Source organism: Enterobacter sp. 03-F-07-AD-ECC (assembly GCF_047530935.1).
GTDB classification, from domain to species: domain Bacteria; phylum Pseudomonadota; class Gammaproteobacteria; order Enterobacterales; family Enterobacteriaceae; genus Enterobacter; species Enterobacter cloacae.
This window is the reverse complement of sequence record NZ_JBLKBZ010000005.1, coordinates 310,747-333,239: the sequence shown is the minus strand read 5'-3', so window position 1 is coordinate 333,239 and position 22,493 is coordinate 310,747. Positions and strand designations below refer to the sequence as shown.

Sequence of the window (22,493 nt, the reverse complement as noted above, 5' to 3'; positions counted from 1 at the left end):
GTGCGCTAACAGGTAGCTGCAGGAGAAAACATGATGGACGATCTGGAGCAGAATTTGCTGTTTCGTTACATGGGAACTCACAGCCCCTGGTGGCGACTGACAGCAGACAGCAATGCTCTGCACCTTTCTACCAGCGAAAATGCCGATGTCACTCAGGTGGTGGCGCTGGATGATGAACAGGCCGAACTTATTCGCCAGTTAACCGTTATTACGTCCAGTATCTCTATGACACTCTCGTTGTACGGCGAAGATGTTCCTGTTCACCTTGTCGGACGTAAAATAACCCGTGATGAGTGGGCCGGAACAGCCTCTGCGTGGAACGATACGCCTTCCGTAGCCCGGGACCTTGCTCAGGGACTGTCCTTTGCGGAACAAGTGGTTTCAGAAGCCAACTCCGTTATCGTAATCCTCGATCAGAACGGCAATATTCAGCGGTTTAACCGCCTGAGCGAGGAGTACACCGGCCTGAAAGAACAAGAAGTTATCGGCCAGAACGTGTTCAAGCTGTTTATGAGCCGCAGTGAAGCGGCAGCCTCTAAGCGCAACATCACCGGCTTCTTTCGCAACGGCAGCTCTTACGAAGTCGAGCGCTGGATCAAAACGCGAAAAGGACAACGGTTGTTTCTGTTCAGAAACAAATTTGTCCACAGCGGCAGCGGTAAAAATGAAATTTTTCTTATCTGTTCCGGCACCGATATTACGGAGGAGCGCCGCGCCCAGGAGCGTCTGCGGGTGCTGGCCAATACCGACACCATCACCGGGTTGCCGAACCGCAACGCGATCCACGAACTGATTTCAGATGCCATCGACAGCCGCGGTGAGACGCAGGTTGGCGTGGTGTATCTCGATCTCGATAACTTCAAAAAGGTGAACGACGCCTACGGGCACATGTTTGGCGATCAGTTATTACAGGCGGTCGCGCTGGCCATTCTGAGCTGTCTGGAAGAAGGCCAGGTGCTGGCGCGACTCGGCGGCGATGAATTTATTGTCATGGCCACCAATACCTCTCAGGGTTCTCTGGAAGCGATGGCATCACGCATTCTGACCCGTCTGCGCCAGCCGTTCAGAATTGGTTTGATTGAAATTTACACCGGTTGCTCGTTAGGTATCGCCCTCGCCCCGCAGCACGGTAACGATCGGGAAAGCGTCATCCGCAATGCCGATACCGCCATGTACACCGCAAAAGAGAACGGCCGGGGTAAGTTCTGCGTCTTCTCGCCGGAAATGAACCAGCGCGTGTTTGAGTATCTCTGGCTGGATACCAACCTGCGCAAAGCGCTGGATAACGATCAACTGCTGATCCACTACCAGCCTAAAGTCACCTGGCGCGGTGAAGTCAGAAGCCTTGAAGCGCTGGTGCGCTGGCAATCACCAGAACGCGGGTTAATTCCTCCGCTGGAGTTTATCTCGTATGCTGAGGAGTCAGGGCTGATTGTGCCGCTTGGCCGCTGGGTCATGCTTGATGTGGTTCGCCAGGTGGCGAAATGGCGCGACAAAGGCATTAACCTGCGCGTGGCGGTGAACGTCTCGGCCCGTCAGCTGGCAGATCAAACCATTTTCAGCGACTTAAAACAGGCCCTGAAGGATCTGGATTTTGAATACTGCCCTATCGACGTTGAGTTAACGGAAAGCTGCCTCATTGAAAACGAAGAGCTGGCGCTGTCGGTGATCCAGCAGTTCAGCCAGCTTGGTGCGCAAATCCATCTGGACGATTTTGGTACCGGCTACTCGTCTTTGTCGCAGCTGGCACGCTTCCCCATCGATGCGATAAAACTCGATCAGTCATTTGTCCGGGATATTCATAAACAGTCTATTTCCCAGTCGCTGGTGCGGGCCATCGTCGCGGTGGCACAGGCGCTTAATTTGCAGGTCATTGCCGAAGGTGTGGAGAACGCAAAAGAAGACGCCTTTCTGACTAAGAACGGCGTCAACGAACGGCAGGGTTTTCTCTTTGCTAAGCCCATGCCCGCTGCCGCATTCGAGCGATGGCTAAAGCGATATCAGGCGCGTAAACAGCACTAACTGGCTTTGCGTAAACCCGCCGCCTGGTGGCGGTTTTGCAGCATGACCAGACGCTCCATATAGGCGATATCTTTTGGTTCAAGGCAGAACGCAGCGTCAACCCAATCTTCCGTGATATCCATCAGCTCGCTGCGAGGCAGCTGCAGCACGCGGGTACGGGCGCGTAACATCGCCTTTACGCCGTTCATCTTCGGCCGCAGCGTGTCAATGAACGTTCTGACGGAGACGTAACTTTGTCCAGGTTCGAACAGGACATCCACTAACCCATGCTGTTCATACCATTCTGCCGTATGAGACTCCCCTTTGTAGATGAGCTCCTCCGCCAGCTTCATGCCTGAGCGGCGAGCAACCAGCGAGTACCCCCCCATGCCGGGGAAAAGGTTGAAGGCGATCTCAGGGAAGCCTAAGCGGGCATCGCGCTGGGACAGCACAAAGTGGTGCGCCAGCGCGGCTTCGAATCCGCCCCCTAACGCACTGCCTTCGACCATCGCCAGGGTAATAGCCCCCGTATCAAACCCCCGTGACGCCGCATGAACGCAGTCCACGCAGGCACGGGCATAGGCTCTTAACGCTTCGCGGCGTCCGTTTTGGATACATTCGACAAAGAACTGTAAATCACCTCCCGCACTGTACATCTCGGGCACCAGCGAACCGGTAACCCAAAAATCGACCGCAAACCCGGACTGGCGAACGAGCCAGGAGAGGTTCATGATCTCTTCGATTAACGCATGGTTGAAGCAAGGTCGTGGCTGCGCCCGCAACATCATCCAGACTGTGCGGCGCTCCTCCTCATAATACCCGGACAACTGAGTGAAACGTTCAGTATCGGTAAACAGTGTGCAGGTAGCCTGATTGATAACTGTCATAGTCTAATTCCTCATATAAAAAAGCGCCTTGCGCGCAGTTTTAGACTAATCCACTCATTCATCACGCTGCATGCGGGGGAATAAATTTATTACTTTCATTTATGTAATTTAGTTATTGCATTTTTTCCCTTCTCTTTTGAATCTATTTTCTGCATCATTGAAAATATTAACTTTTCGTACCCAGGATGAGATTATGTCTAACATTGATGCGCAGGCCGTAGCCCAACGAATTGATACCGTGCTGGATATACTGGTGGCGGGCGATTATCACTCTGCGATCCGTAACCTTGAGATCCTGAAGTCTGAACTTCTGGCTCAGACTGGCGCCGAAACCGCGTCAGAAAACAGACAGCCAAAAGCCCCGTGGGAAGTTTAACCACGCCCTATCCGCCCTCGTTTCGCTTTATTAAATGGATGCTATGAATTCCCGACAACAAATCATTTTGCAGATGGTCATCGATCAGGGGCGCGTGAGCGTCGTCGATCTCGCTAAAACGACAGGCGTTTCTGAAGTCACCATCCGTCAGGATCTGAATCTACTCGAAAAACAGAGCTACCTGCGTCGTGCGCATGGGTATGCGGTCCCGCTGGACAGCGAGGACGTAGAAACCCGCATGATGAATAACTATGCCCTCAAACGTGAGCTGGCTGAGTTTGCCGCGTCCTTAGTGAACAATGGCGAAACGGTCTTTATTGAGAACGGCAGTAGCAACGCCCTTCTGGCCCGCACCCTGGCCGAGCAAAAAGACATCACCATCATTACCGTCAGTAGCTATATCGCTCACTTGTTGAAGGAGACACGCTGCGAGGTCATCCTGCTGGGCGGTATCTATCAGAAAAAAAGTGAGAGTATGGTCGGCCCGCTGACGCGTCAGTACGTTCAGCAGGTGCATTTCAGCAAGGCCTTCATCGGTATTGACGGCTGGCAGCCTGAAACCGGCTTTACCGGCAGGGATATGATGCGTTCAGACGTTGTGAACGCGGTACTGGAAAAAGAGTGTGAGGCAATCGTGCTGACCGACAGTTCAAAATTTGGCGCGGTCCATCCTTATACAATGGGGCCAATATCCCGGTTCAGCCGCGTAATTACCGATGACCGTCTGAGCGAAGCACATCGGAATAAACTCCAGGAAGACGGACTTATCGTCGACATTATTAAAAAACCCGCCTGAGTCCGCGAGCGCCTGAATTTCAGGCGCCTCTTAACCTCTCTCTGAGAGGAATCCTAACCCCCCTTTAAGAGTTTTTACCTGTTTAACTGACCCTGAAGACGTAAAATTAATGTTAGCGATATAACAGGAAGTGACTATCACCTGCGTGATGACGTAACACCTGCGCGACCAGCTTTCACGGAGAACAGAATTTAAGTATTCGTTTAGTCTATACTTAAAGCGTGCATCTTTCCGTGAATCGATAATTCAGGAGAAAGTATTATGACCTTAACCAGCAAAAAATTAGCCGCCGCTGTTCTGGCAATCACTGTAGCAATGTCCCTGAGCGCATGCTCTAACTGGTCTAAACGTGACCGTAACACCGCTATTGGTGCCGGTGCTGGTGCACTGGGTGGTGCAGTATTAACAGACGGTAGTACGCTGGGTACATTAGGTGGTGCTGCTGTTGGTGGTATTATCGGTCACCAGGTCGGCAAATAATTATTATACGCCCTGATGGGCATCGCGATATTTATCGCATTTCAGGTCTGACTTACGCACGTATAAAACAAGAGCCACGGTAAATACCGTGGCTCATTTATTTTAGCCGCCCGCCAGTTTTACTTTCATCCCTTTGGCTTCGAGATGCGATTTAATGACATCGCGTTTATCACCCTGGATTTCGATTATCCCGTCTTTGACGGCACCGCCGCAGCCACATTTCTTTTTCAGTTCAGCCGCCAGTTTCGCCAGTTCTGCATCATCCAGATCGATACCCGTGATAAGGCAAACACCCTTACCTTTACGCCCGCTGGTCTGGCGCTGGATACGGACAATACCGTCGCCTTTCGGGCGCTCTGCTTTCGCTTTCGGTTCATCAATGCGCCCGGTTTCGGTTGAATAGACCAGACGGCTGTTTGAGTCGGTCATTACGCCCCCTTTTTCAGTGATGCGTTGATCGCCTTAAGCGTCTCTGCCGGATTGGCAGATTGTGTCACCGGACGGCCGATGACCATGTAATCCACGCCTGCCGCCAGCGCCTGCTCAGGGGTCATAATACGGCGCTGATCGCCAGCCTCGCTGCCCGCTGGGCGAATACCCGGCGTGACCAGTTTGAAATTCTGGCCCAGCTCCGTTTTGAAACGCACCGCTTCCTGCGCGGAACAGACAACACCGTCCAGGCCGCAATTCTGCGTCAGCCGCGCAAGACGTTCTGCATGTTCAGCCGGTGACAACATCACACCGAGGTCACGCAGGTCATTTTCGTCCATGCTGGTCAGCACCGTTACCGCAATCAACAAGGGGGCGTCGCTGCCAAACGGCAGAAGCGCTTCACGCGCGGCTGTCATCATTCTCGCCCCACCCGATGCATGCACGTTAACCATCCATACACCCAACTCGGCAGCCGCGGCAACGGCGTGCGCCGTGGTGTTTGGAATATCATGGAATTTGAGGTCGAGGAAAACGTCAAAACCGCGCTGTTGCAGATCGCGTACGATTTGTGGTCCAAATAACGTAAACATCTCTTTGCCCACTTTAAGGCGACAGTCGCGAGGATCAATACCGTCGACAAAAGCCAGAGCAGCGTCACGTTTATTGTAATCAAGAGCAACAACAACAGGAGAATCAGTAACTACGCGGTAAGTGGAGGAAGTAACAGACGTCATGACCAGCCCTTTTCGTCTATGGGCGCGCAGCGGCGCGGAACAGATAAACGGCGTGCATTCTACCTGCCAGCGCCACAAATTGACAGGATCGTTTTATTCCCTGTCAGGCTGGCAAACCGCACGATGCTGAACGGGATTATAAAAGTGATAAGTATGTTGTAACTAAAGTGAGGTGTTTTAAAAAAATTACTGTCCATCGAGACCGCGAATGGGCTTGATGGTTGACCAGGCCCGGCACGAAGGACAGTGCCAGTACAGCGTATACGCGGTAAAACCACACTTCTGACAGCGGTAGCGCGGCTTGCTACGCACCTGTTCGCCCACCATGTCACGCAGCACCATCAGGCTCTCTTTAGCACGCCCTTCTTCTGCATCGTTCAGGTGGTAATCCATCAGCTTATGGAAAACCCGCATGGTAGGATGACGCTGCAGCTGACGCGTAATATAAACCTGCGCCGTGTCGCTGCCCTCATGCTGCTCCACTACGTCGGAAAGCATCAGCTCCGCAGTGGCTCCGGTGTTCTCTTCCACGCAGCGGCGCAGGAACGCTACCCACTCATCCTGTTTACCCAGCTGTTGATAACAGGTCTGCAGCATTTCAAGGGTTTCACTGACCAGCTCTTTGTCCTGATCAATGACGCGCAGCAGGCTTTCAACGGCTTTGGCATAGTCGCCACTCGCCATAAACACGCGCCCCATCATGATGGAAATACGCGCGCTGTTGCGGTCTGCGGCGGCCCCTTTTTTCAGCAACGCCATGGCTTTGTCCATGTCGTCGTTCCCCATCTGCTGCAGGGCCAGTTCGCAGTAAAAATGGGCTATCTCGACGCGCTGTTTGTCTTTACCCAGCTTGACCAGACGTTCAGCGGTATCAATGGCTTTCTGCCAGTCACTGGTGGCCTGGTAAATCTGCAGCAGCTGCTGCAGCGCGCCTATGCGGAAATCTGTTTCATCCACCAGTTGCGAGAACATGTCTTCCGCACGGTCATACAACCCCGCCGCCATGTAATCGCGGCCCAGCTGTTGTACTGCCAGCAGACGCTGATCGTAAGTTAACGAGGCGCTTTCCATGAGGGTCTGGTGAATACGAATGGCACGGTCAACCTCGCCGCGCGAGCGGAACAGGTTGCCCAGGGTCAGGTGTGCTTCAACGGTCCCTGTGTCCTCTTTTAACATGTCGAGGAACAGGTCGACCGCTTTGTCCTGTTGATTGCTCAGGAGGAAGTTCACCCCTGCAACGTAGTCGCGGGAGAGTCGGTTCGCCTCATCCTGTTTTGTTTGTTGCGCACTTCTGCGGCCCATATACCAGCCATAGGCAGCGGCTACAGGCAAAAGCAGAAACAACAACTCCAGCATATTCGATTATTCCTTGACGACCGGCACACCAGAGCTTTCCGGGATGTCGGACGCAGGCGCAATTTGATGTTCGAGGCGTTTAATTTTACGTTCAGCGCGCGCAAGCGAAACACGTACTTTTAACCAGAACAGACCGCAAACCAGCCAGCCGATAGCGAAACCCGCTGCGAACAAGACCGCCAGCAGGCTCGAAACCCGATACTCGCCCTGCGCCAGCAGATAGTTAAACGTCACCTGTTGATCGTTTTGTGCACCCAATGTGACTGAAATGACAAAAATCGCCAATACCAGTAAGAAAATGAGTAAATATTTCACATTACTTCCCGTTATGTGGTTCAAGCGAATAAAGTGTGTTCAACTTACCGCAATCAGCCTTATAAACTACCATTTTAGCGACGGGCGCGAAACGGAAAAAGTGACGCGCCCGTCATGGATTTATGGGCTGAATGCGCAAAATCAACCTTCAGACGCCACTGTGCTCCCTTTCGGCGATCTCTTCTTTCTCTTCCGGCGGCGGCGTTAACGGACCGCAGAGCCGTTCAGCCAGCCAGGTGGCAAGGGTAACAAGCAGCCATGAAATGAGCGTCGCCACCACTAAATCGCGTGGCCAGTGCATGCCCAGCAGTAGACGGCTCCCCATCACCCCCGTCGCCCAGACCAGTAAAATGGCGATAGTGACAGTCCGACGCCGCGGCCATAAAAGGCCGACGGCAAGAAGTGCCCAACTGGCGGCGAACATGGTGTGCCCGGATGGAAACGCAAAGCCGGTCTCTTTTTGCCAGTGTTTACGTAAAAACGTCGGGATATCCTGCTGTTCCGCAAGCTGTTCTTTCACCAGCGCACCGCGATCTTTACGTTTTAAATTGTAGAACTCATTCACCGGAACATGATGCGTTTTTTCCAGCCAGACCACAAAAGGCCGCGGCTCCTGCACATGGCCTTTCACCCAGGATTTTACCCCCTGGCCAACAAGAATCGCCCCACCGAGGATAGCAAAGAGCACCAGCGCTGCGCGGAGACGAAAGCGCAGGCACCACAAAAACCAGGCGCAAAGCACTACATGAGTAATAATGCCCCATGGCTGGGTGACCGTCTCTGTTATCCAGTATAACGTTTTCAGCCACAGGGTATTGTGCCCGGGCTGCCACATCCAGCCTGATACCCAAACGGCTAATGGCATTATCAACAATATGGCCGCACCTGCTGCCGTTCGTCTGGCGATTGAAAGCATGTCTTCTCCTTTTTCGCTAAGCGTCACAATCATAACTGAAATTCATCCGACGGGTGGATATGTCGGATCGTGCGTTTAACGTTCGTATAGCATGGCAGCCATTAGGCGAACCTGCTGAGCTTGTGGCAAAATGAACGGATACAGAAAGCAAAAACAGGCGGAAGACACGAAACGTGTCAGCCTACTCTGGAGAATCACATGCAGCTTAAACGTGTGGCAGAAGCCAAACTGCCAACCCCATGGGGCGATTTCCTGATGGTGGGATTTGAAGAACTGGCGACCGGACAGGATCACGTCGCGCTGGTGTACGGCGACATTTCAGGACAAACCCCGGTACTTTCTCGCGTTCATTCGGAGTGTCTGACCGGCGATGCGTTGTTCAGCCTGCGCTGTGATTGCGGTTTCCAGCTGGAGGCAGCGCTCTCTCATATTGCCGAAGAGGGTCGCGGTGTGCTGCTTTATCACCGCCAGGAAGGGCGCAATATTGGCCTGCTGAATAAAATCCGCGCCTACGCGCTGCAGGACCAGGGGTACGACACGGTAGAAGCAAACCACCAGCTCGGCTTCGCTGCCGATGAGCGCGATTTCACGCTGTGTGCGGATATGTTTAAGCTGCTGGGCGTGGATGAAGTACGCCTGCTGACTAACAACCCGAAAAAAGTCGAAATTCTGACCGAAGCGGGGATCAATATCGTTGAGCGCGTACCGCTCATTGTGGGACGTAACCCAAAAAACGCGCACTACCTCGATACCAAAGCCGCCAAAATGGGGCATCTGCTGAGCGAGTGATCGCAAAGTGCCCGGCAACGCCCTCGCGTGCCGGGCTGGCTCCATCAGTCCAGCATCTTACGAATCACGTAATGTAGAATGCCGTCGTTCTGGTAATAGGTGAGTTCTGTTGCCGTATCGATACGACACCGGCAGTCGAGCACCTCTGTTTTACCGTCTGCGCGCGTTAATTTCACCGGCACCGTTTTACCCGGCTGCAGATTTTGCAGGCCGCTGATGTCAATCAGCTCTTCCCCGGTGAGTCCCAGCGTTTTACGGGTGACGCCCTGCGGGAATTCGAGTGGCAGGATCCCCATCCCTATCAGGTTTGAACGGTGGATACGTTCAAACGATTCGGCAATCACCACCCGAACCCCAAGCAGACGCGGGCCTTTCGCCGCCCAGTCACGGCTGGAGCCAGAGCCGTACTCTTTCCCGGCGATAACCGCCAGCGGCGTGCCTTCCTGCTGGTATTTGACGGCGGCGTCATAAATTGAGATCACGTCGCTCCCCGGCAAATGTCGCGTCATGCCCCCTTCCACGCCCGGCACCATTTCATTGCGGATACGGATATTGGCAAACGTGCCGCGCATCATCACTTCATGGTTACCACGACGCGAGCCGTAGGAGTTGAAATCCCGGCGCTCCACGCCCCGGCTCTGCAGGTAACGGCCTGCTGGACTGTCGGCTTTGATGCTTCCCGCTGGCGAAATGTGGTCCGTGGTGACAGAGTCTCCCAGCATCGCCAGTATGCGCGCGCCGTGGATATCCTGCAGCGGTGCAGGTTCAGCCAGCATCTCATCGAAGAACGGCGACAGGCGGATATAGGTCGAATCATCCTGCCAGTCATAGGTATCTGAACCCACGACGTCGATGGCCTTCCATTCCGGCGTACCTTCAAATACCTCCGCATACTCTTTGCGGAACATTTCGGTAGAAACTTTCTCTACGGCCAATGCAATTTCCCGGGCAGATGGCCAGATATCCTTCAGATAGACCGGATCATTCTTGCGATCGTGGCCAATCGGATCGGTGACCAGGTTGATATTCATATTCCCGGCCAGAGCGTATGCCACAACCAGCGGTGGAGACGCCAGCCAGTTGGTCTTGACCAGCGGATGAATACGGCCTTCAAAGTTTCGGTTACCGGAGAGAACGGCCCCGACGGTGAGATCGCCCTGCTTGATCGCCATCTCAATCGGTTCAGGTAACGGACCCGAGTTCCCGATACAGGTGGTGCAACCGTACCCCACCAGGTTAAAGCCCAGCTCATCCAGATACGGCGTTAATCTGGCCCGTGCAAGGTAATCTGAAACCACTTTGGAGCCCGGTGCCAGAGAGGCTTTTACCCACGGCTGTGGCTTAAGCCCCAGCTCTACCGCTTTCTTCGCCAGCAGACCGGCGGCCATCAGCACGCTGGGGTTCGACGTGTTTGTACAGGAGGTTATGGCTGCAATGACAACCGCACCATCCGGAAGCTGATACTGATGTCCGTTCAGGACATAGTCGATTGGGCGGTGGTCTTTTTTCGCCGTGTTAACCTCCAGTTCATTACTGGCGGCAAAGGCTTTCGGTACGTCACTCAACGCCACCCGATCCTGTGGACGTTTTGGCCCCGCCAGGCTCGCCTCGACGGTTCCCATATCCAGTTCAAGTGTGCTGGTAAATACCGGTTCATCGCCCGGGTTACGCCACATCCCCTGCGCTTTGGTATACGCTTCAACCAGCGCCACCTGCTCTTCGCTACGGCCACTCAGGCGCATATATTCCAGCGTGACAGTATCGATGGGGAAAAAGCCGCAGGTTGCGCCATACTCCGGCGCCATGTTGGCGATGGTGGCACGGTCGGCAAGCGGTAATGAATCCAGCCCGTCACCGTAGAATTCGACAAATTTACCCACCACACCATGCTTACGCAGCATCTGCGTAACGGTAAGTACCAGGTCGGTGGCGGTAATGCCTTCCGACAGTTTGCCGGTAAGCTTAAAGCCCACCACATCAGGGATCAGCATCGATACCGGCTGGCCAAGCATGGCCGCTTCGGCTTCAATTCCGCCAACGCCCCAGCCCAGAACGCCCAGGCCGTTAATCATGGTGGTGTGCGAATCGGTGCCCACCAGAGTATCCGGATAGGCCACCCACTCTTTATCCTGCAATTCACTCCAGACCGCTTTGCCCAGGTATTCAAGATTCACCTGGTGGCAGATACCCGTACCGGGCGGAACGACGCTAAAGCGGCTAAAGGCCTGCTGCCCCCACTTCAGAAAGACGTAACGTTCGTGGTTACGCTCCATTTCCAGACGTACGTTTTCGCCAAAGGCATCGTCGTCACCAAAGTGGTCCACGGTGACAGAGTGGTCGATAACGAGATCAACGGGAGAGAGCGGATTTACTTTAGCGGTATCGCCGCCAAGGCGCTTCACCGCTTCGCGCATTGCCGCAAGGTCAACCACAGCAGGGACCCCGGTAAAGTCCTGCATCAGGACCCTTGCCGGTCGATAGGCAATTTCTCTGTCAGCATGGGCATGCTTAAGCCACCCTGCCAGTGCCTGGATATCTTCAAGGGTGACGGAATCACCATCCTGCCAGCGTAAGAGGTTTTCCAGTAAAACTTTCAAGGACTTGGGTAAACGCGAAATGTCCCCAAGCGTCCTGGCTGCCAGCGGCAGGCTGTAGTAGTGCCAGGTTTTATTTTCTGCCTGTAATGTGTCCTTACTGGCTTCGCGTAGGGTTACCGACATAAGCTCCTCCTTAATTACAGAGATGTCCTGACAATCATCAGGGCTGTAATTAAAGATAACACAAAGATGTCGTAACGTTTTGATAACAACCCGAAATGATAAATCCAGGAATGTTCCAGTGCGGGGGAGAAAACAAAAAACCCCGCCGTAGCGAGGTTTTACGATTTAGTGGAGGGCCAGCCAGATAAGCTGTGACCAGAACAGAATCGACGCGGAAAAAACGCCGAGCCATGACCAGTATTTCATAGACATCATGTTATTCATCATAGGGACACCAGGCATTATTTATTAAAGGTTCCGAGGTCTGCCCTCAGTTCAATATTGCTGATGTGTATTTATTAAAGAGTACAAATGCATTGAGCCTTTATTCAGACTATTTGCATCATTACGCAATTAAGTAAATTATTGTTTTTTGGGTTCGTCTTCTGCGAACACATCAATAAACGCTTGCTGTTGCGGCGTCAGTTTCCAGGACGCGGGTACGGCAGTGGCAGGTGCTTTGCGCACTTTGTGGCCCCTGTCACGAAGCTGACACATCTGTTTAACTGTTTCTGTACGTACCGTCACTGCCATATTCAACCCCAATAGTTCCAGGCCAGGAAAGCAACCACCACCCAAAACAAGGCGGAGACGAGAAAGACCGCCAACCAGGCTTTACGCTTGAGCGCAGGATCCCTTTGCGGTTCTTCACTTCCTGAAGGCATTGCTAACCTCATACAATCGATATCGCTTATCATTTAGAGACCAAACAATTGGTACAATTAATCATCTGTTGAGATAAATCCTAAAGAAACTTTAGCCGAAAAGCCAGTGAATTTACGTATCTATTGATGGGAAATATTCATTCTTTTGACCAGAAATAAATATTTGAAAGGAAATATTTGCGAAGCCAAAAATTAGTTCTACTTTTGTCGCCAATTCACGACATTATAACCACACTAAATAAATGGTTAATGACATTATACGGCAGTTAAGTGCAGATGATGATAATTCTAATTTAGCTTTGAGAGGTTATTTCGGTATCTTTCCTGGGCGGAAAGATACCGGGAGTGATTATTTTGCCGGAAGTTTGATGTCTTTAAACATCTCTTCGATATCTTCATTTGAACGTAATGCCACGGCCGTATCGACCACGTCGCGCGTTAAATGTGGGGCAAAGCGCTGAATAAAATCATACATATAGCTACGCAGGAAGGTACTGCGACGGAAACCAATCTTAGTGGTGCTATGGCTGAAAATATCATGCGCATCAAGACGCACGAGGTCAGGGTCGGATACGGGATCAACCGCCATGCTGGCAATCACCCCTACCCCCAGTCCAAGCCGCACGTAGGTCTTAATCACGTCAGCATCGGTTGCGGTGAAAACGATACGCGGCGTTAATCCTGCACGATTGAATGCAGTATCAAGCTCGGAGCGCCCGGTGAAGCCGAAGGTATACGTCACTAAGGGATATTGCGCCAGCTCTTCAATAGTGACCGACCCTTTACCGGCTAACGGGTGATCGGGCGTGACGACAATAGAACGGTTCCAGTGATAACACGGCAGCATAACCAGATCGTCATACAGATGCAGCGCTTCGGTTGCGATAGCAAAGTCCGCATTACCCTTCGAAACCGCCTCAGCGATTTGCGTCGGCGAGCCCTGATGCATATGGAGAGAAACACGTGGATAGCGCTCAATAAAGCCCTTAATAACGCCCGGCAGCGCATAGCGTGCCTGGGTATGGGTGGTGGCAATATACAGCGACCCTTTATCCGGCCAGGTATGCTCTCCCGCCACCGATTTAATGGCGTCGACTTTAGAGAGAACCTCCCGCGCGATGCGGATAATCTCCTGCCCTGCTGGCGTCACCTGGGTGAGGTGTTTACCGCTACGAGCAAAAATCTGAATACCTAACTCATCTTCCAGCATGCGGACCTGCTTGCTGATACCCGGCTGAGAGGTATATAGCCCCTCAGCGGTAGAAGAGACGTTAAGGTTGTGGTTTACCACCTCAACAATATAACGAAGCTGCTGTAATTTCATGCCAGACCATCCGATTTAGCGCATGCGGTCAATCGCTTAAGACGATTTGATAATAAGAAAAGGGTTAACTATAACCACTATATCATTTATAGCCTGACTGTATAGTACGGAACAAAAAATAATAACAAGGTAATAAAAAAGGGCCGGAAGTCCGGCCCTTTCACAGGTAAGTTACGGTAAGGAAAGATTATTTCTTGCCTTCAACCCATTTGCCATCAACAAAGAATGCTGACCAGCCGGTTGCCTTGCCGTCTTTCTCCGCCGCAACATACTGCTGCTTCGTTTTACGGCTAAAACGCACAACGGTTTTATTGCCTTCCGGATCCTGCTGTGGCGCATCGGCCAGATAGCGCAGTTTCTCAGGCAGGCGGTCGCGGAAACGGTACAACTCTTCCACCAGTGGCGCGCGGGTTTCGCGCGATTTAGGGAAGGTGTTTGCCGCAAGGAACACGCCGGCAGCACCATCACGCAGCACGAAGTAAGCGTCGGACTTCTCGCACGGCAACTCTGGCAGCGGAACCGGATCTTCCTTCGGCGGCGCGACTTCACCGTTACGCAGGATTTTACGCGTGTTCTTACACTCGTCGTTGGTACATGCCATGTATTTACCGAAGCGCCCCATTTTCAGGTGCATCTCAGAACCACACTTCTCACACTCAACGATAGGACCGTCGTAACCTTTAATGCGGAACTCACCCTCTTCGATCTCATATCCATCGCAGGTCGGGTTATTACCGCAGACGTGCAATTTACGTTTTGGATCGATGAGGTAGCTGTCCATCGCGGTGCCGCATTTCTTACAGCGACGTTTTGCACGCAGGGCGTTGGTTTCCGCATCATCACCTTCCAGCACGTTGAGCACTTCGTTCTCAGGTACCAGGTTAATGGTGGTTTTGCAGCGTTCTTTCGGCGGCAGCGCATAGCCAGAACAGCCGAGGAAAACGCCGGTAGTGGCAGTACGGATCCCCATTTTACGGCCGCAGGTTGGGCAGTCGATGCTGGTCAGGACCATCTGATTCGGCAGCATGCCCCCCTCTTCAGGATCTTTTTCCGCTTTTTCAAGCTGGTTGGTAAAGTCGCTGAAGAAGCTGTCGAGAACCTTTTTCCACTCGGCCTGATGGCTGGCAACCTGATCGAGGCTGTCTTCCATTTGCGCGGTGAAGTCGTAGTTCATCAGTTCGCGGAAGTTGGCTTCCAGGCGGTCAGTGACGATCTCACCCATTTTTTCCGCATAGAAACGACGGTTTTCAACACGAACGTAACCGCGGTCCTGAATGGTCGAAATAATCGACGCATAGGTGGACGGACGGCCAATACCGCGTTTTTCCAGCTCTTTAACCAGAGACGCTTCGCTGAAACGCGCTGGCGGCTTGGTGAAGTGCTGGGCAGGCACGAGATCAACCAGAGAGAGCTCATCCCCTTTGTTTACCGCAGGCAGGGTTCTGTCTTCATCACCCTTACGCAGCGCAGGCATCACTTTTGTCCAGCCATCGAAGCGCAGGATACGGCCACGCGCTTTCAGGCGGAAATCACCCGCACCAACGGTCAGAGTAGTGGAGTCATACTGTGCTGGTGTCATCTGACACGCCACGAACTGACGCCAGATAAGCTGATACAGTTTCTGGGCATCGGCTTCCATATCTTTCAGCGATTCGGCTAACACGGAGACGTCAGAAGGACGAATGGCTTCGTGCGCTTCCTGTGAGTTCTCCTTGCTGGCGTACTGGTTTTCACTCGCTGGCAGGTATTTCTTACCGAAGTTGTCACTGATGTAGCCGCGCACCATGTTGACGGCATCCTGGCTCAGGTTTGTCGAGTCAGTACGCATATAGGTGATATAACCCGCTTCATACAGACGCTGGGCCATCATCATGGTTTTCTTCACGCCATAACCCAGGCGCGTGCTCGCAGCCTGTTGCAGCGTAGACGTAATAAACGGTGCGCCAGGTTTGCTGCTGGTCGGTTTGTCTTCACGCTCCAGAACCTGGTAGCGCGCTTTTTCCAGCAGCGCCACGGCAGCCATGGTCTGCTCACGGTTTTCAGGACGGAACGGTTTGTCATTCTGATGACTCACCTGCAGCGGCAGCGCATCTCCACCCGGCGTGGTGACATTGGCATCCACTTCCCAGAACTCTTCCGGGACGAAGGCTTTGATCTCACGCTCGCGTTCAACAACCAGACGCACAGCAACGGACTGTACACGCCCTGCGGACAGACCGCGGGCAATCTTTTTCCACAGCAGTGGAGAGACCATGTAACCCACGACACGGTCCATAAAACGGCGTGCCTGCTGCGCGTTTACGCGGTCGATATTCAGTTCACCCGGCTTCTCAAACGCCTGACGAATCGCATTCTTCGTAATTTCGTTAAACACTACACGGCTGTAGCGTTTGTCGTCACCCCCGATCACTTCCCGCAGGTGCCAGGCAATGGCTTCCCCTTCGCGGTCAAGGTCGGTTGCGAGATAAATGTGGTCTGCTTTTTCAGCAAGCTGCTTCAGCTCGTTAACGACTTTTTCTTTGCCGGGCAGCACTTCATAGTGTGCATCCCAGTTATGCCATGGGTTAACACCCATACGGTTGACAAGCGCGCTACGTTCATCCTTTTTAGGCTTTTTAGCCCCTTTGGTGGAGGTAGAGTCTGCGCTCTTTTTGCTGGCTGAGCCACTGGTCGGCAAATCGCGGATGTGACCGACGCTGGACTTAACCACGTAGTCATTACCCAGATACTTATTGATCGTTTTGGCTTTTGCCGGGGACTCAACGATGACGAGAGCTTTACCCATATTCACCTTTACCTAATTTAATTCTTCCAGGAATACGCCGCATGTTGATTTCCCTTCCACTGACGACGAGCCATTGATATTGCGACTGCGTCAGGGGATATCAACCCCTTTGTCTTACTGAACGTCAAAGCATTAACGCCCAGGTGATTGAGTTATCGGGTATTTTTCTCACATCGGATGTAATTCGTGACGAATTCCCGGTCGAATGTCAAGCAATTCTGTTGCCAGAATGACGAAAGCGCACACTCTACCTGATAAAATTCGTTACGCAACTTTATTAGCATGCAAAAGCAAATCCTGCCAGCCAGGTCACGGCACCTTACCCCCTCACATTACAGGGAAAATTTGCCCCCAAAGCGCCCCCGGCGTAGACTATTGTCACTGTTTAAGGAGTGGATTATGCAGAATACAACCCAACCCATTGATCGAGCCTCTCTGCTTATCGAAGCAAATAAGCTGATTCGTGACCATGAAGACACCCTGGCGGGCATTGAAGCGACCGGCGTGGAACAACGTAACGGCGTGCTGGTATTCAGCGGCGAATACTTCCTTGACGAACAAGGGTTACCCACCCCGAAAAGCACCGCCGTATTCAATATGTTTAAATACCTGGCGCACACGCTTTCAGAGAAATATCACCTGGTCGATTAACGCAAAACGCGAGGCTCTGGCCTCGCGTTTTTGTTTACAGCAGCGGTTTTTGTCCGCGTTGCAACCAGCGGAGCAGCAGGCGATCCGCGCTTTCGGCCGCGCTGTTCGTAAAGCGGTCAAGCAGTCGCTTACGCTGGGTAAAGCGCACGCCAACCAGTTCGCGCCCTTCCATCAGATTCAACAGCAGGTCGTCACTGGTGCCCACTTCATCCACCAGTCCTTTTTCCTGCGCCTGCGTACCGTACCAGTGCTCCCCTGTTGCCACCTGGTCAATATCAAGCGCCGGGCGCATACGGTGCACAAAGTCTTTAAAGAGGTGATGGGTTTCATTGAGATCTTCGCGGAATTTCTGCCGTCCTTCTTCCGTGTTCTCCCCCAGCAGCGTCAGGGTACGTTTGTACTGACCCGCCGTATGCAATTCAATGTCGATCTCTTTGTTTTTCAGGAAGCGGTTAAAGTTCGGGATTTGCGCAACCACCCCGATGGAGCCAATAATAGAAAACGGCGCCGCAACAATTTTATCCGCCACGCAGGCCATCATATAGCCACCGCTCGCCGCGACTTTATCCACGGCAACCGTCAGCGGGATCTGTTTTTCACGCAGACGCTGTAGCTGCGAAGCCGCCAGCCCATAACCATGAACGACCCCACCCGGACTCTCAAGACGGACAACCACCTGATCCTGCGGTTTAGCCACGGCAAGCACGGCGGTGACTTCTTCACGCAGAGAAGAGACTTCATGGGCATCCATGCTGCCTTTAAAATCGAGCACATAGACACGCGGGGTTAACGTTTCCTCCGGCGCGTTAAGCTTCGCTTTGGCTTTTGCCGCTTTGGCGTCCTGCTTATGCTTTTTCTTCTGCGCCTTGTGCCACAGTTTCTGTTGATGGCTGTCAAGCAGGGCCAGCGACATCTCTTCCTGCATCTCTTTATACTGCTCGCTCAGGCGGGTAATGCGTAACTCACCACGCTGACGTTTGCGCTGCGTCAGGTTAACAATCAGAACGGCCACTACCGCAATGGCAATCACCACCGTCGCGATCTTTGCCAAAAACAACCCATATTGAGAAAGTAATTCCACGCGTTCCACCTTGATTTAACCACGAATCTTTCACGGCAGTGTACAACAGCCCTGCCCATGCGTCTCGCTCGTGACATTACCTCTGCGAGCCGTCTTCAGGAATCCCCCGATTCTGGTTTAAATATTTGCAAATTGTTAATTTTACAGCGATGCGTCCTGTAGACTGATTGAATTCTCATGCTAATTCGGGCATAAAGCCGAAAAGTCACACAATAAGGCGTCTTTGCATCACTGTGCGCCGAGGAGTCACCGTGCATTATCAACCGCAAAAAAATCTGCTGCAGAACCGCATCATTCTGGTCACTGGTGCCAGCGATGGTATTGGCCGCGAAGCGGCACTGACCTACGCTGACTATGGCGCGAGCGTAATTCTCATTGGCCGTAACGAAGAAAAACTCAAAGGAGTGGCTCAGGAGATTGACGCCGCCGGTGGCATTCCTGCCCGCTGGTACACGCTGGATCTGCTCACCTGTACCCCTGAAACGTGCCAGGAGCTTGCCCACCGCATCAGCACCCACTACCCACGGCTGGATGGCGTACTGCACAATGCCGGCTTGCTTGGGGAGGTTCGCCCGATGGATGAACAGGATCCTGAGATCTGGCAGCAGGTCATGCAGGTCAATATCAACGGCACCTTTTTCCTGACCCAGGCACTTCTTCCTTTATTACTCAAATCTGATTCCGGTTCGCTGGTGTTCACCTCCTCCAGCGTAGGGCGCGAAGGCCGCGCAAACTGGGGGGCGTATGCGGTCTCAAAATTCGCGACCGAAGGGATGATGCAGGTGCTGGCGGAGGAATATCAGAGCCGTCATCTGCGCGTGAACTGCATTAACCCAGGCGGAACGCGCACCAAAATGCGCGCCAGCGCCTTCCCGACGGAAGATCCACAGAAGCTTAAAACCCCGGCAGATATTATGCCGCTCTATCTCTGGCTGATGGGCGATGACAGCCGCCGTAAAACAGGGATGACCTTTGATGCCCAGCCAGGCCGTAAACCCGGGATTTCGCAATGAGTGAAGAACGTCACCAGCAACGTCAGCAGCGCCTGAAAGAACAGGTTGATGCCCGTGTCGCCGCTGCGCAGGATGAACGCGGGATCATCATCGTGTTTACCGGCAACGGCAAAGGCAAAACCACCGCTGCCTTTGGTACCGCCACGCGCGCCGTTGGTCACGGGCAGAAAGTGGGTGTCATTCAGTTTATTAAAGGGGAATGGCCCAACGGTGAACGTAACTTACTTGAGCCGCATGGGGTTGAATTCCAGGTGATGGCGACAGGCTTTACGTGGGATACCCAAAACCGGGAAACCGACACCGCGGCCTGCCTCGCGGTCTGGGAGCATGCAAAACGAATGCTGGCAGACCCGGCCCTGAACATGGTGTTACTGGATGAGATCACCTACATGGTCGCCTACGACTATCTGCCGCTGGACGCCGTACTGGAGGCACTCAGGAATCGCCCGGCACATCAGACGGTGATCGTCACAGGCCGCGGCTGTCATCGGGATATTCTGGAATTAGCGGATACCGTCAGCGAATTGCGTCCGGTTAAACATGCTTTTGATGCCGGTATCAAAGCGCAAATCGGCATTGATTACTGATAAAAAAGCCCGGTGATATTAACCGGGCTTCTATTTTTAACCGTTGTTATTACGGCTGCCAGCGCGGCGATTATTGTTCACCTGACTGTGGCGTTTCACCGCACGACGGATCTGGTTCGCCTTCATGCGACGACGATCTTTCTCCACCGCCACTTTGGAAGTGGTTTCTGGCGCCAGGCCCACCAGTTCACGCAGGTAGTTGGTCTGCGTCAGGTCCAGTTCGGTATAGCCACCACGTGGCAGACCTTTTGGCAGCAGAATATCGCCGTAGCGGACACGGATCAGGCGGCTAACCTGCACGCCCACCGCTTCCCACAGACGACGAACTTCACGGTTACGGCCTTCGGTCAGGGTAACGTTGTACCACTGGTTGATCCCTTCACCACCGGTAAATTTGATGGTTTTGAACGCTGCAGGACCGTCTTCCAGCTGAACGCCACGCGACAGATCGCGCAGTTTGTTCTCATCAACCTGGCCGAACACGCGTACGGCGTATTCGCGTTCCACTTCACGGCTTGGGTGCATCAGACGGTTTGCCAGTTCACCATCCGTTGTGAACAGCAGCAGACCGCAGGTGTTCACATCCAGACGCCCCACGGCAATCCAGCGTGCGCCACGCAGTTTAGGCAGACGCTCAAATACCGTCGGGCGACCTTCCGGGTCGTTGCGCGTACACAGTTCGCCTTCCGGCTTGTAGTACGCCAGCACGCGGCAGATCTGCTCAGCAGATTCTTTAACCGAGATAAGATGACCGTCGATACGGATTTTAAGCCCCGGCACGATTTCTACGCGGTCACCGAGCGTGGCGATTTTACCGTCCACACTCACGCGTCCGGCTTCAATAATGGCTTCGATTTCACGGCGTGAGCCGTGGCCGGCACGCGCCAGCACTTTCTGTAACTTCTCGCTCATTGAGCTTCCTCAGGTGTCGCCTTCACAGGCGTCGAATCAGGTCAAACCAGGGCTATGCCCTGATTTGATGGCCGCGTAGTATAGCTGCTTACACCTTTACAAGAAAGGCTTAACATCGCCTACGCCTTCGCGAATCACTTCCGGTGCATCTTCCGTTAAATCGACAACCGTGGTCGGCTGCTGACCGAGGTAACCGCCATGAATAATCAACTCAACTACCTTTTCCAGACGGTCTTTGATCTCTTCCGGATCGGACTCGGTGAATTCACTGCCGGGCAGCATCAGCGAGGTTGAGAGCATCGGCTCACCCAGCGTTTCCAGCAAGGCCTGGGCAATCGGGTTAGACGGCACACGCATCCCGATGGTTTTGCGCTTTTCCTGTAACAGACGGCGCGGAACTTCTTTCGTCCCTTTCAGGATGAAGGTGTAGTTGCCCGGCGTGTTATTTTTAATCAGACGAAATGCCACGTTATCGACATAAGCATAGGTCGATAGCTCAGAGAGATCCCGGCACATCAGGGTAAAGTTGTGACCGTCCGGCAACTGGCGAATACGGCAAATACGCTCCATCGCCGCTTTATCTTCAATCTTACAGCCCAGCGCATAACCCGAATCCGTCGGGTAGACGATAACGCCCCCTTTACGCACGATCTCCACGGCCTGATTGATCAGGCGCGGCTGCGGATTATCCGGATGAATATAGAAAAACTGACTCATACTTCCCTCTCTTCAAGTTGCTGTGGCTGTTCCCAGAGCTGCCAGACAGGCTCAACGCCTGCGGGTAACCAAAGCTTGCGTCCCAGTTCTATCCACGCACAGGGCTGATGAAAATCTGAGCCTTGCGACGCCAGCAAACCAAACTGGCGGGCGTAGGTCGCAAGCTGCGAACGCTCGTTGGGCGCCTGCTGACACTGGGCGACTTCCATCGCCTCGCCACCGCATTCGGCAAAATGCGCCAGCAGTCTTTTCAGCCATTTAGCAGAAAGATTATACCGCCCCGGATGGGCCAGCACGGCCTTACCGCCAGAATGATGAATCACATCAATAGCTTGTTTTATTGTACACCACTGTGGCGGAACATATCCGGTTTTCCCGCGAGCCAGATAGCGTTTAAAGACATCCGCTATCGTTGTGGCCTTGCCCGCCTCAACCAGAAAACGGGCAAAATGACCGCGCGTTACCGCGCCCCCATTTGCCAGCCTTTGTGCCCCCTCCAGTGCGCCCGGAATATGCGCCTTTTCCAGACGTTCAGCGATCATTTCTGCGCGCTGGTTGCGGCGCGTTTTTTGTTCTTGCAAAAACGCACACATTACCGGATGGTCTATATCAATGTTCAGGCCAACAATATGGATTTCGTGATTCTCCCAGACGGTCGATATCTCGACGCCAGGAACCAGTTTGAGTGCCAGACCACTGCGGGCAATCTCGGCGCGCGCGGCTGGAATGGCATCGGTTGTATCGTGATCGGTTATGGCCAGCGTGCCAACCCGCATTTCAACGGCACGATGCACCAACGCTTCGGGCGTTAGCAGACCATCGGAGGCCTGGGTATGGCTGTGTAAATCATAAATTACGGCGTAGGTGGTATCGCTCAAAGCACTTCCCGTCACAGGTTAGAGACATCTTAAAAGCCC

24 protein-coding genes are annotated in these 22,493 nt (G+C 53.2%); 8 read left to right on the top strand and 16 right to left on the bottom strand.

Annotated elements, in window-relative coordinates; all coding sequences use genetic code 11:
- Positions 1 to 30 precede the first annotated feature (30 nt).
- Positions 31 to 2,022 (top strand): cyclic di-GMP phosphodiesterase, encoded by a 1,992-nt coding sequence (gene pdeR / locus ACMWKA_RS10975; RefSeq protein ID WP_045294290.1) that lies wholly within the window; start codon positions 31 to 33, stop codon positions 2,020 to 2,022.
- Here the strand turns inward: pdeR and ACMWKA_RS10970 are convergent.
- A complete protein-coding gene (locus ACMWKA_RS10970; protein WP_414760200.1) occupies positions 2,019 to 2,888 on the bottom strand; it encodes a crotonase/enoyl-CoA hydratase family protein in 870 nt (289 codons plus the stop codon). The genes pdeR and ACMWKA_RS10970 overlap by 4 nt on opposite strands.
- Before the next feature lie 193 nt (positions 2,889 to 3,081).
- On the opposite strand from ACMWKA_RS10970, the gene ACMWKA_RS10965 reads away from it, so the two are divergent.
- The 3 genes from ACMWKA_RS10965 to osmB all read left to right on the top strand — a co-directional run bounded on the left by ACMWKA_RS10965 (position 3,082) and on the right by osmB (position 4,540).
- Positions 3,082 to 3,264 (top strand): hypothetical protein, encoded by a 183-nt coding sequence (locus tag ACMWKA_RS10965; protein ID WP_013096379.1) that lies wholly within the window; start codon positions 3,082 to 3,084, stop codon positions 3,262 to 3,264.
- 43 nt (positions 3,265 to 3,307) lie between these two features.
- A complete protein-coding gene (locus ACMWKA_RS10960) occupies positions 3,308 to 4,060 on the top strand; it encodes a DNA-binding transcriptional regulator YciT (protein WP_058660359.1) in 753 nt (250 codons plus the stop codon).
- Between the two features lie 261 nt (positions 4,061 to 4,321).
- Entirely contained in the window at positions 4,322 to 4,540 is a 219-nt protein-coding gene (gene osmB, locus ACMWKA_RS10955) for an osmotically-inducible lipoprotein OsmB (RefSeq protein WP_008501216.1), read from the top strand.
- A gap of 102 nt (positions 4,541 to 4,642) precedes the next feature.
- On the opposite strand, the gene yciH is transcribed toward osmB, so the two are convergent.
- The 5 genes from yciH to pgpB all read right to left on the bottom strand — a co-directional run bounded on the left by yciH (position 4,643) and on the right by pgpB (position 8,293).
- Positions 4,643 to 4,969 carry a stress response translation initiation inhibitor YciH gene (yciH, locus tag ACMWKA_RS10950; protein ID WP_013096377.1) on the bottom strand — a complete coding sequence of 109 codons (327 nt, stop codon included), beginning with the start codon at positions 4,967 to 4,969 and terminating at the stop codon, positions 4,643 to 4,645.
- Positions 4,969 to 5,706 (bottom strand): orotidine-5'-phosphate decarboxylase, encoded by a 738-nt coding sequence (gene pyrF, locus ACMWKA_RS10945; protein ID WP_414760199.1) that lies wholly within the window; start codon positions 5,704 to 5,706, stop codon positions 4,969 to 4,971. The genes yciH and pyrF overlap by 1 nt, the downstream gene beginning before the upstream one ends.
- 186 nt (positions 5,707 to 5,892) lie before the next feature.
- Positions 5,893 to 7,062, bottom strand: coding sequence for a lipopolysaccharide assembly protein LapB (lapB, locus tag ACMWKA_RS10940; protein ID WP_013096375.1), 1,170 nt, complete (start codon positions 7,060 to 7,062; stop codon positions 5,893 to 5,895).
- A 6-nt stretch (positions 7,063 to 7,068) separates the two neighbouring features.
- A complete protein-coding gene (locus ACMWKA_RS10935) occupies positions 7,069 to 7,377 on the bottom strand; it encodes a LapA family protein (protein WP_013096374.1) in 309 nt (102 codons plus the stop codon).
- Positions 7,378 to 7,525: 148 nt separating this feature from the next.
- Positions 7,526 to 8,293: a phosphatidylglycerophosphatase B gene (pgpB, locus tag ACMWKA_RS10930; protein ID WP_028027956.1), complete on the bottom strand. Its 768-nt coding sequence runs from the start codon at positions 8,291 to 8,293 to the stop codon at positions 7,526 to 7,528.
- A 198-nt stretch (positions 8,294 to 8,491) separates the two neighbouring features.
- Here pgpB and ribA point away from each other — a divergent pair, with 198 nt between their 5' ends.
- Positions 8,492 to 9,082, top strand: coding sequence for a GTP cyclohydrolase II (gene ribA / locus ACMWKA_RS10925; RefSeq protein WP_013096372.1), 591 nt, complete (start codon positions 8,492 to 8,494; stop codon positions 9,080 to 9,082).
- A gap of 44 nt (positions 9,083 to 9,126) precedes the next feature.
- Here the strand turns inward: ribA and acnA are convergent, their stop codons facing one another.
- From acnA to topA, 6 genes are all read right to left on the bottom strand, one after another.
- A complete protein-coding gene (gene acnA, locus ACMWKA_RS10920; protein ID WP_414760198.1) occupies positions 9,127 to 11,802 on the bottom strand; it encodes an aconitate hydratase AcnA in 2,676 nt (891 codons plus the stop codon).
- Between the two features lie 165 nt (positions 11,803 to 11,967).
- Positions 11,968 to 12,066 carry a small membrane protein YmiC gene (gene ymiC / locus ACMWKA_RS10915; protein ID WP_044159376.1) on the bottom strand — a complete coding sequence of 33 codons (99 nt, stop codon included), beginning with the start codon at positions 12,064 to 12,066 and terminating at the stop codon, positions 11,968 to 11,970.
- A gap of 138 nt (positions 12,067 to 12,204) precedes the next feature.
- Entirely contained in the window at positions 12,205 to 12,375 is a 171-nt protein-coding gene (locus tag ACMWKA_RS10910) for a hypothetical protein (RefSeq protein ID WP_023620287.1), read from the bottom strand.
- A 2-nt stretch (positions 12,376 to 12,377) separates the two neighbouring features.
- Complete coding sequence (locus ACMWKA_RS10905; RefSeq protein WP_213382645.1) at positions 12,378 to 12,518, bottom strand: YmiA family putative membrane protein; 141 nt, start codon at positions 12,516 to 12,518, stop codon at positions 12,378 to 12,380.
- Between the two features lie 337 nt (positions 12,519 to 12,855).
- Complete coding sequence (gene cysB / locus ACMWKA_RS10900) at positions 12,856 to 13,830, bottom strand: HTH-type transcriptional regulator CysB (RefSeq protein ID WP_006175683.1); 975 nt, start codon at positions 13,828 to 13,830, stop codon at positions 12,856 to 12,858.
- Positions 13,831 to 14,017: 187 nt separating this feature from the next.
- Complete coding sequence (gene topA, locus ACMWKA_RS10895; protein ID WP_038419681.1) at positions 14,018 to 16,615, bottom strand: type I DNA topoisomerase; 2,598 nt, start codon at positions 16,613 to 16,615, stop codon at positions 14,018 to 14,020.
- 399 nt (positions 16,616 to 17,014) lie between these two features.
- On the opposite strand from topA, the gene ACMWKA_RS10890 reads away from it, so the two are divergent.
- Positions 17,015 to 17,266 (top strand): YciN family protein, encoded by a 252-nt coding sequence (locus ACMWKA_RS10890; protein WP_003856804.1) that lies wholly within the window; start codon positions 17,015 to 17,017, stop codon positions 17,264 to 17,266.
- 34 nt (positions 17,267 to 17,300) lie between these two features.
- On the opposite strand, the gene sohB is transcribed toward ACMWKA_RS10890, so the two are convergent.
- On the bottom strand, positions 17,301 to 18,347 hold the full coding sequence (sohB, locus tag ACMWKA_RS10885; protein ID WP_414760197.1) for a protease SohB: 1,047 nt from the start codon (positions 18,345 to 18,347) through the stop codon (positions 17,301 to 17,303).
- Positions 18,348 to 18,598: 251 nt separating this feature from the next.
- Here sohB and ACMWKA_RS10880 point away from each other — a divergent pair, with 251 nt between their 5' ends.
- Positions 18,599 to 19,360 (top strand): YciK family oxidoreductase, encoded by a 762-nt coding sequence (locus ACMWKA_RS10880; protein WP_023620279.1) that lies wholly within the window; start codon positions 18,599 to 18,601, stop codon positions 19,358 to 19,360.
- Positions 19,357 to 19,947, top strand: coding sequence for a cob(I)yrinic acid a,c-diamide adenosyltransferase (cobO, locus tag ACMWKA_RS10875; RefSeq protein ID WP_013096364.1), 591 nt, complete (start codon positions 19,357 to 19,359; stop codon positions 19,945 to 19,947). The genes ACMWKA_RS10880 and cobO overlap by 4 nt, the downstream gene beginning before the upstream one ends.
- Positions 19,948 to 19,983: 36 nt before the next feature.
- On the opposite strand, the gene rluB is transcribed toward cobO, so the two are convergent.
- The 3 genes from rluB to rnm all read right to left on the bottom strand — a co-directional run bounded on the left by rluB (position 19,984) and on the right by rnm (position 22,454).
- Positions 19,984 to 20,859, bottom strand: coding sequence for a 23S rRNA pseudouridine(2605) synthase RluB (rluB, locus tag ACMWKA_RS10870; protein WP_414760196.1), 876 nt, complete (start codon positions 20,857 to 20,859; stop codon positions 19,984 to 19,986).
- Positions 20,860 to 20,955: 96 nt separating this feature from the next.
- On the bottom strand, positions 20,956 to 21,576 hold the full coding sequence (locus tag ACMWKA_RS10865) for an L-threonylcarbamoyladenylate synthase (protein ID WP_013096362.1): 621 nt from the start codon (positions 21,574 to 21,576) through the stop codon (positions 20,956 to 20,958).
- Entirely contained in the window at positions 21,573 to 22,454 is an 882-nt protein-coding gene (gene rnm, locus ACMWKA_RS10860; RefSeq protein WP_013096361.1) for an RNase RNM, read from the bottom strand. The genes ACMWKA_RS10865 and rnm overlap by 4 nt, the downstream gene beginning before the upstream one ends.
- Positions 22,455 to 22,493 lie beyond the last annotated feature (39 nt).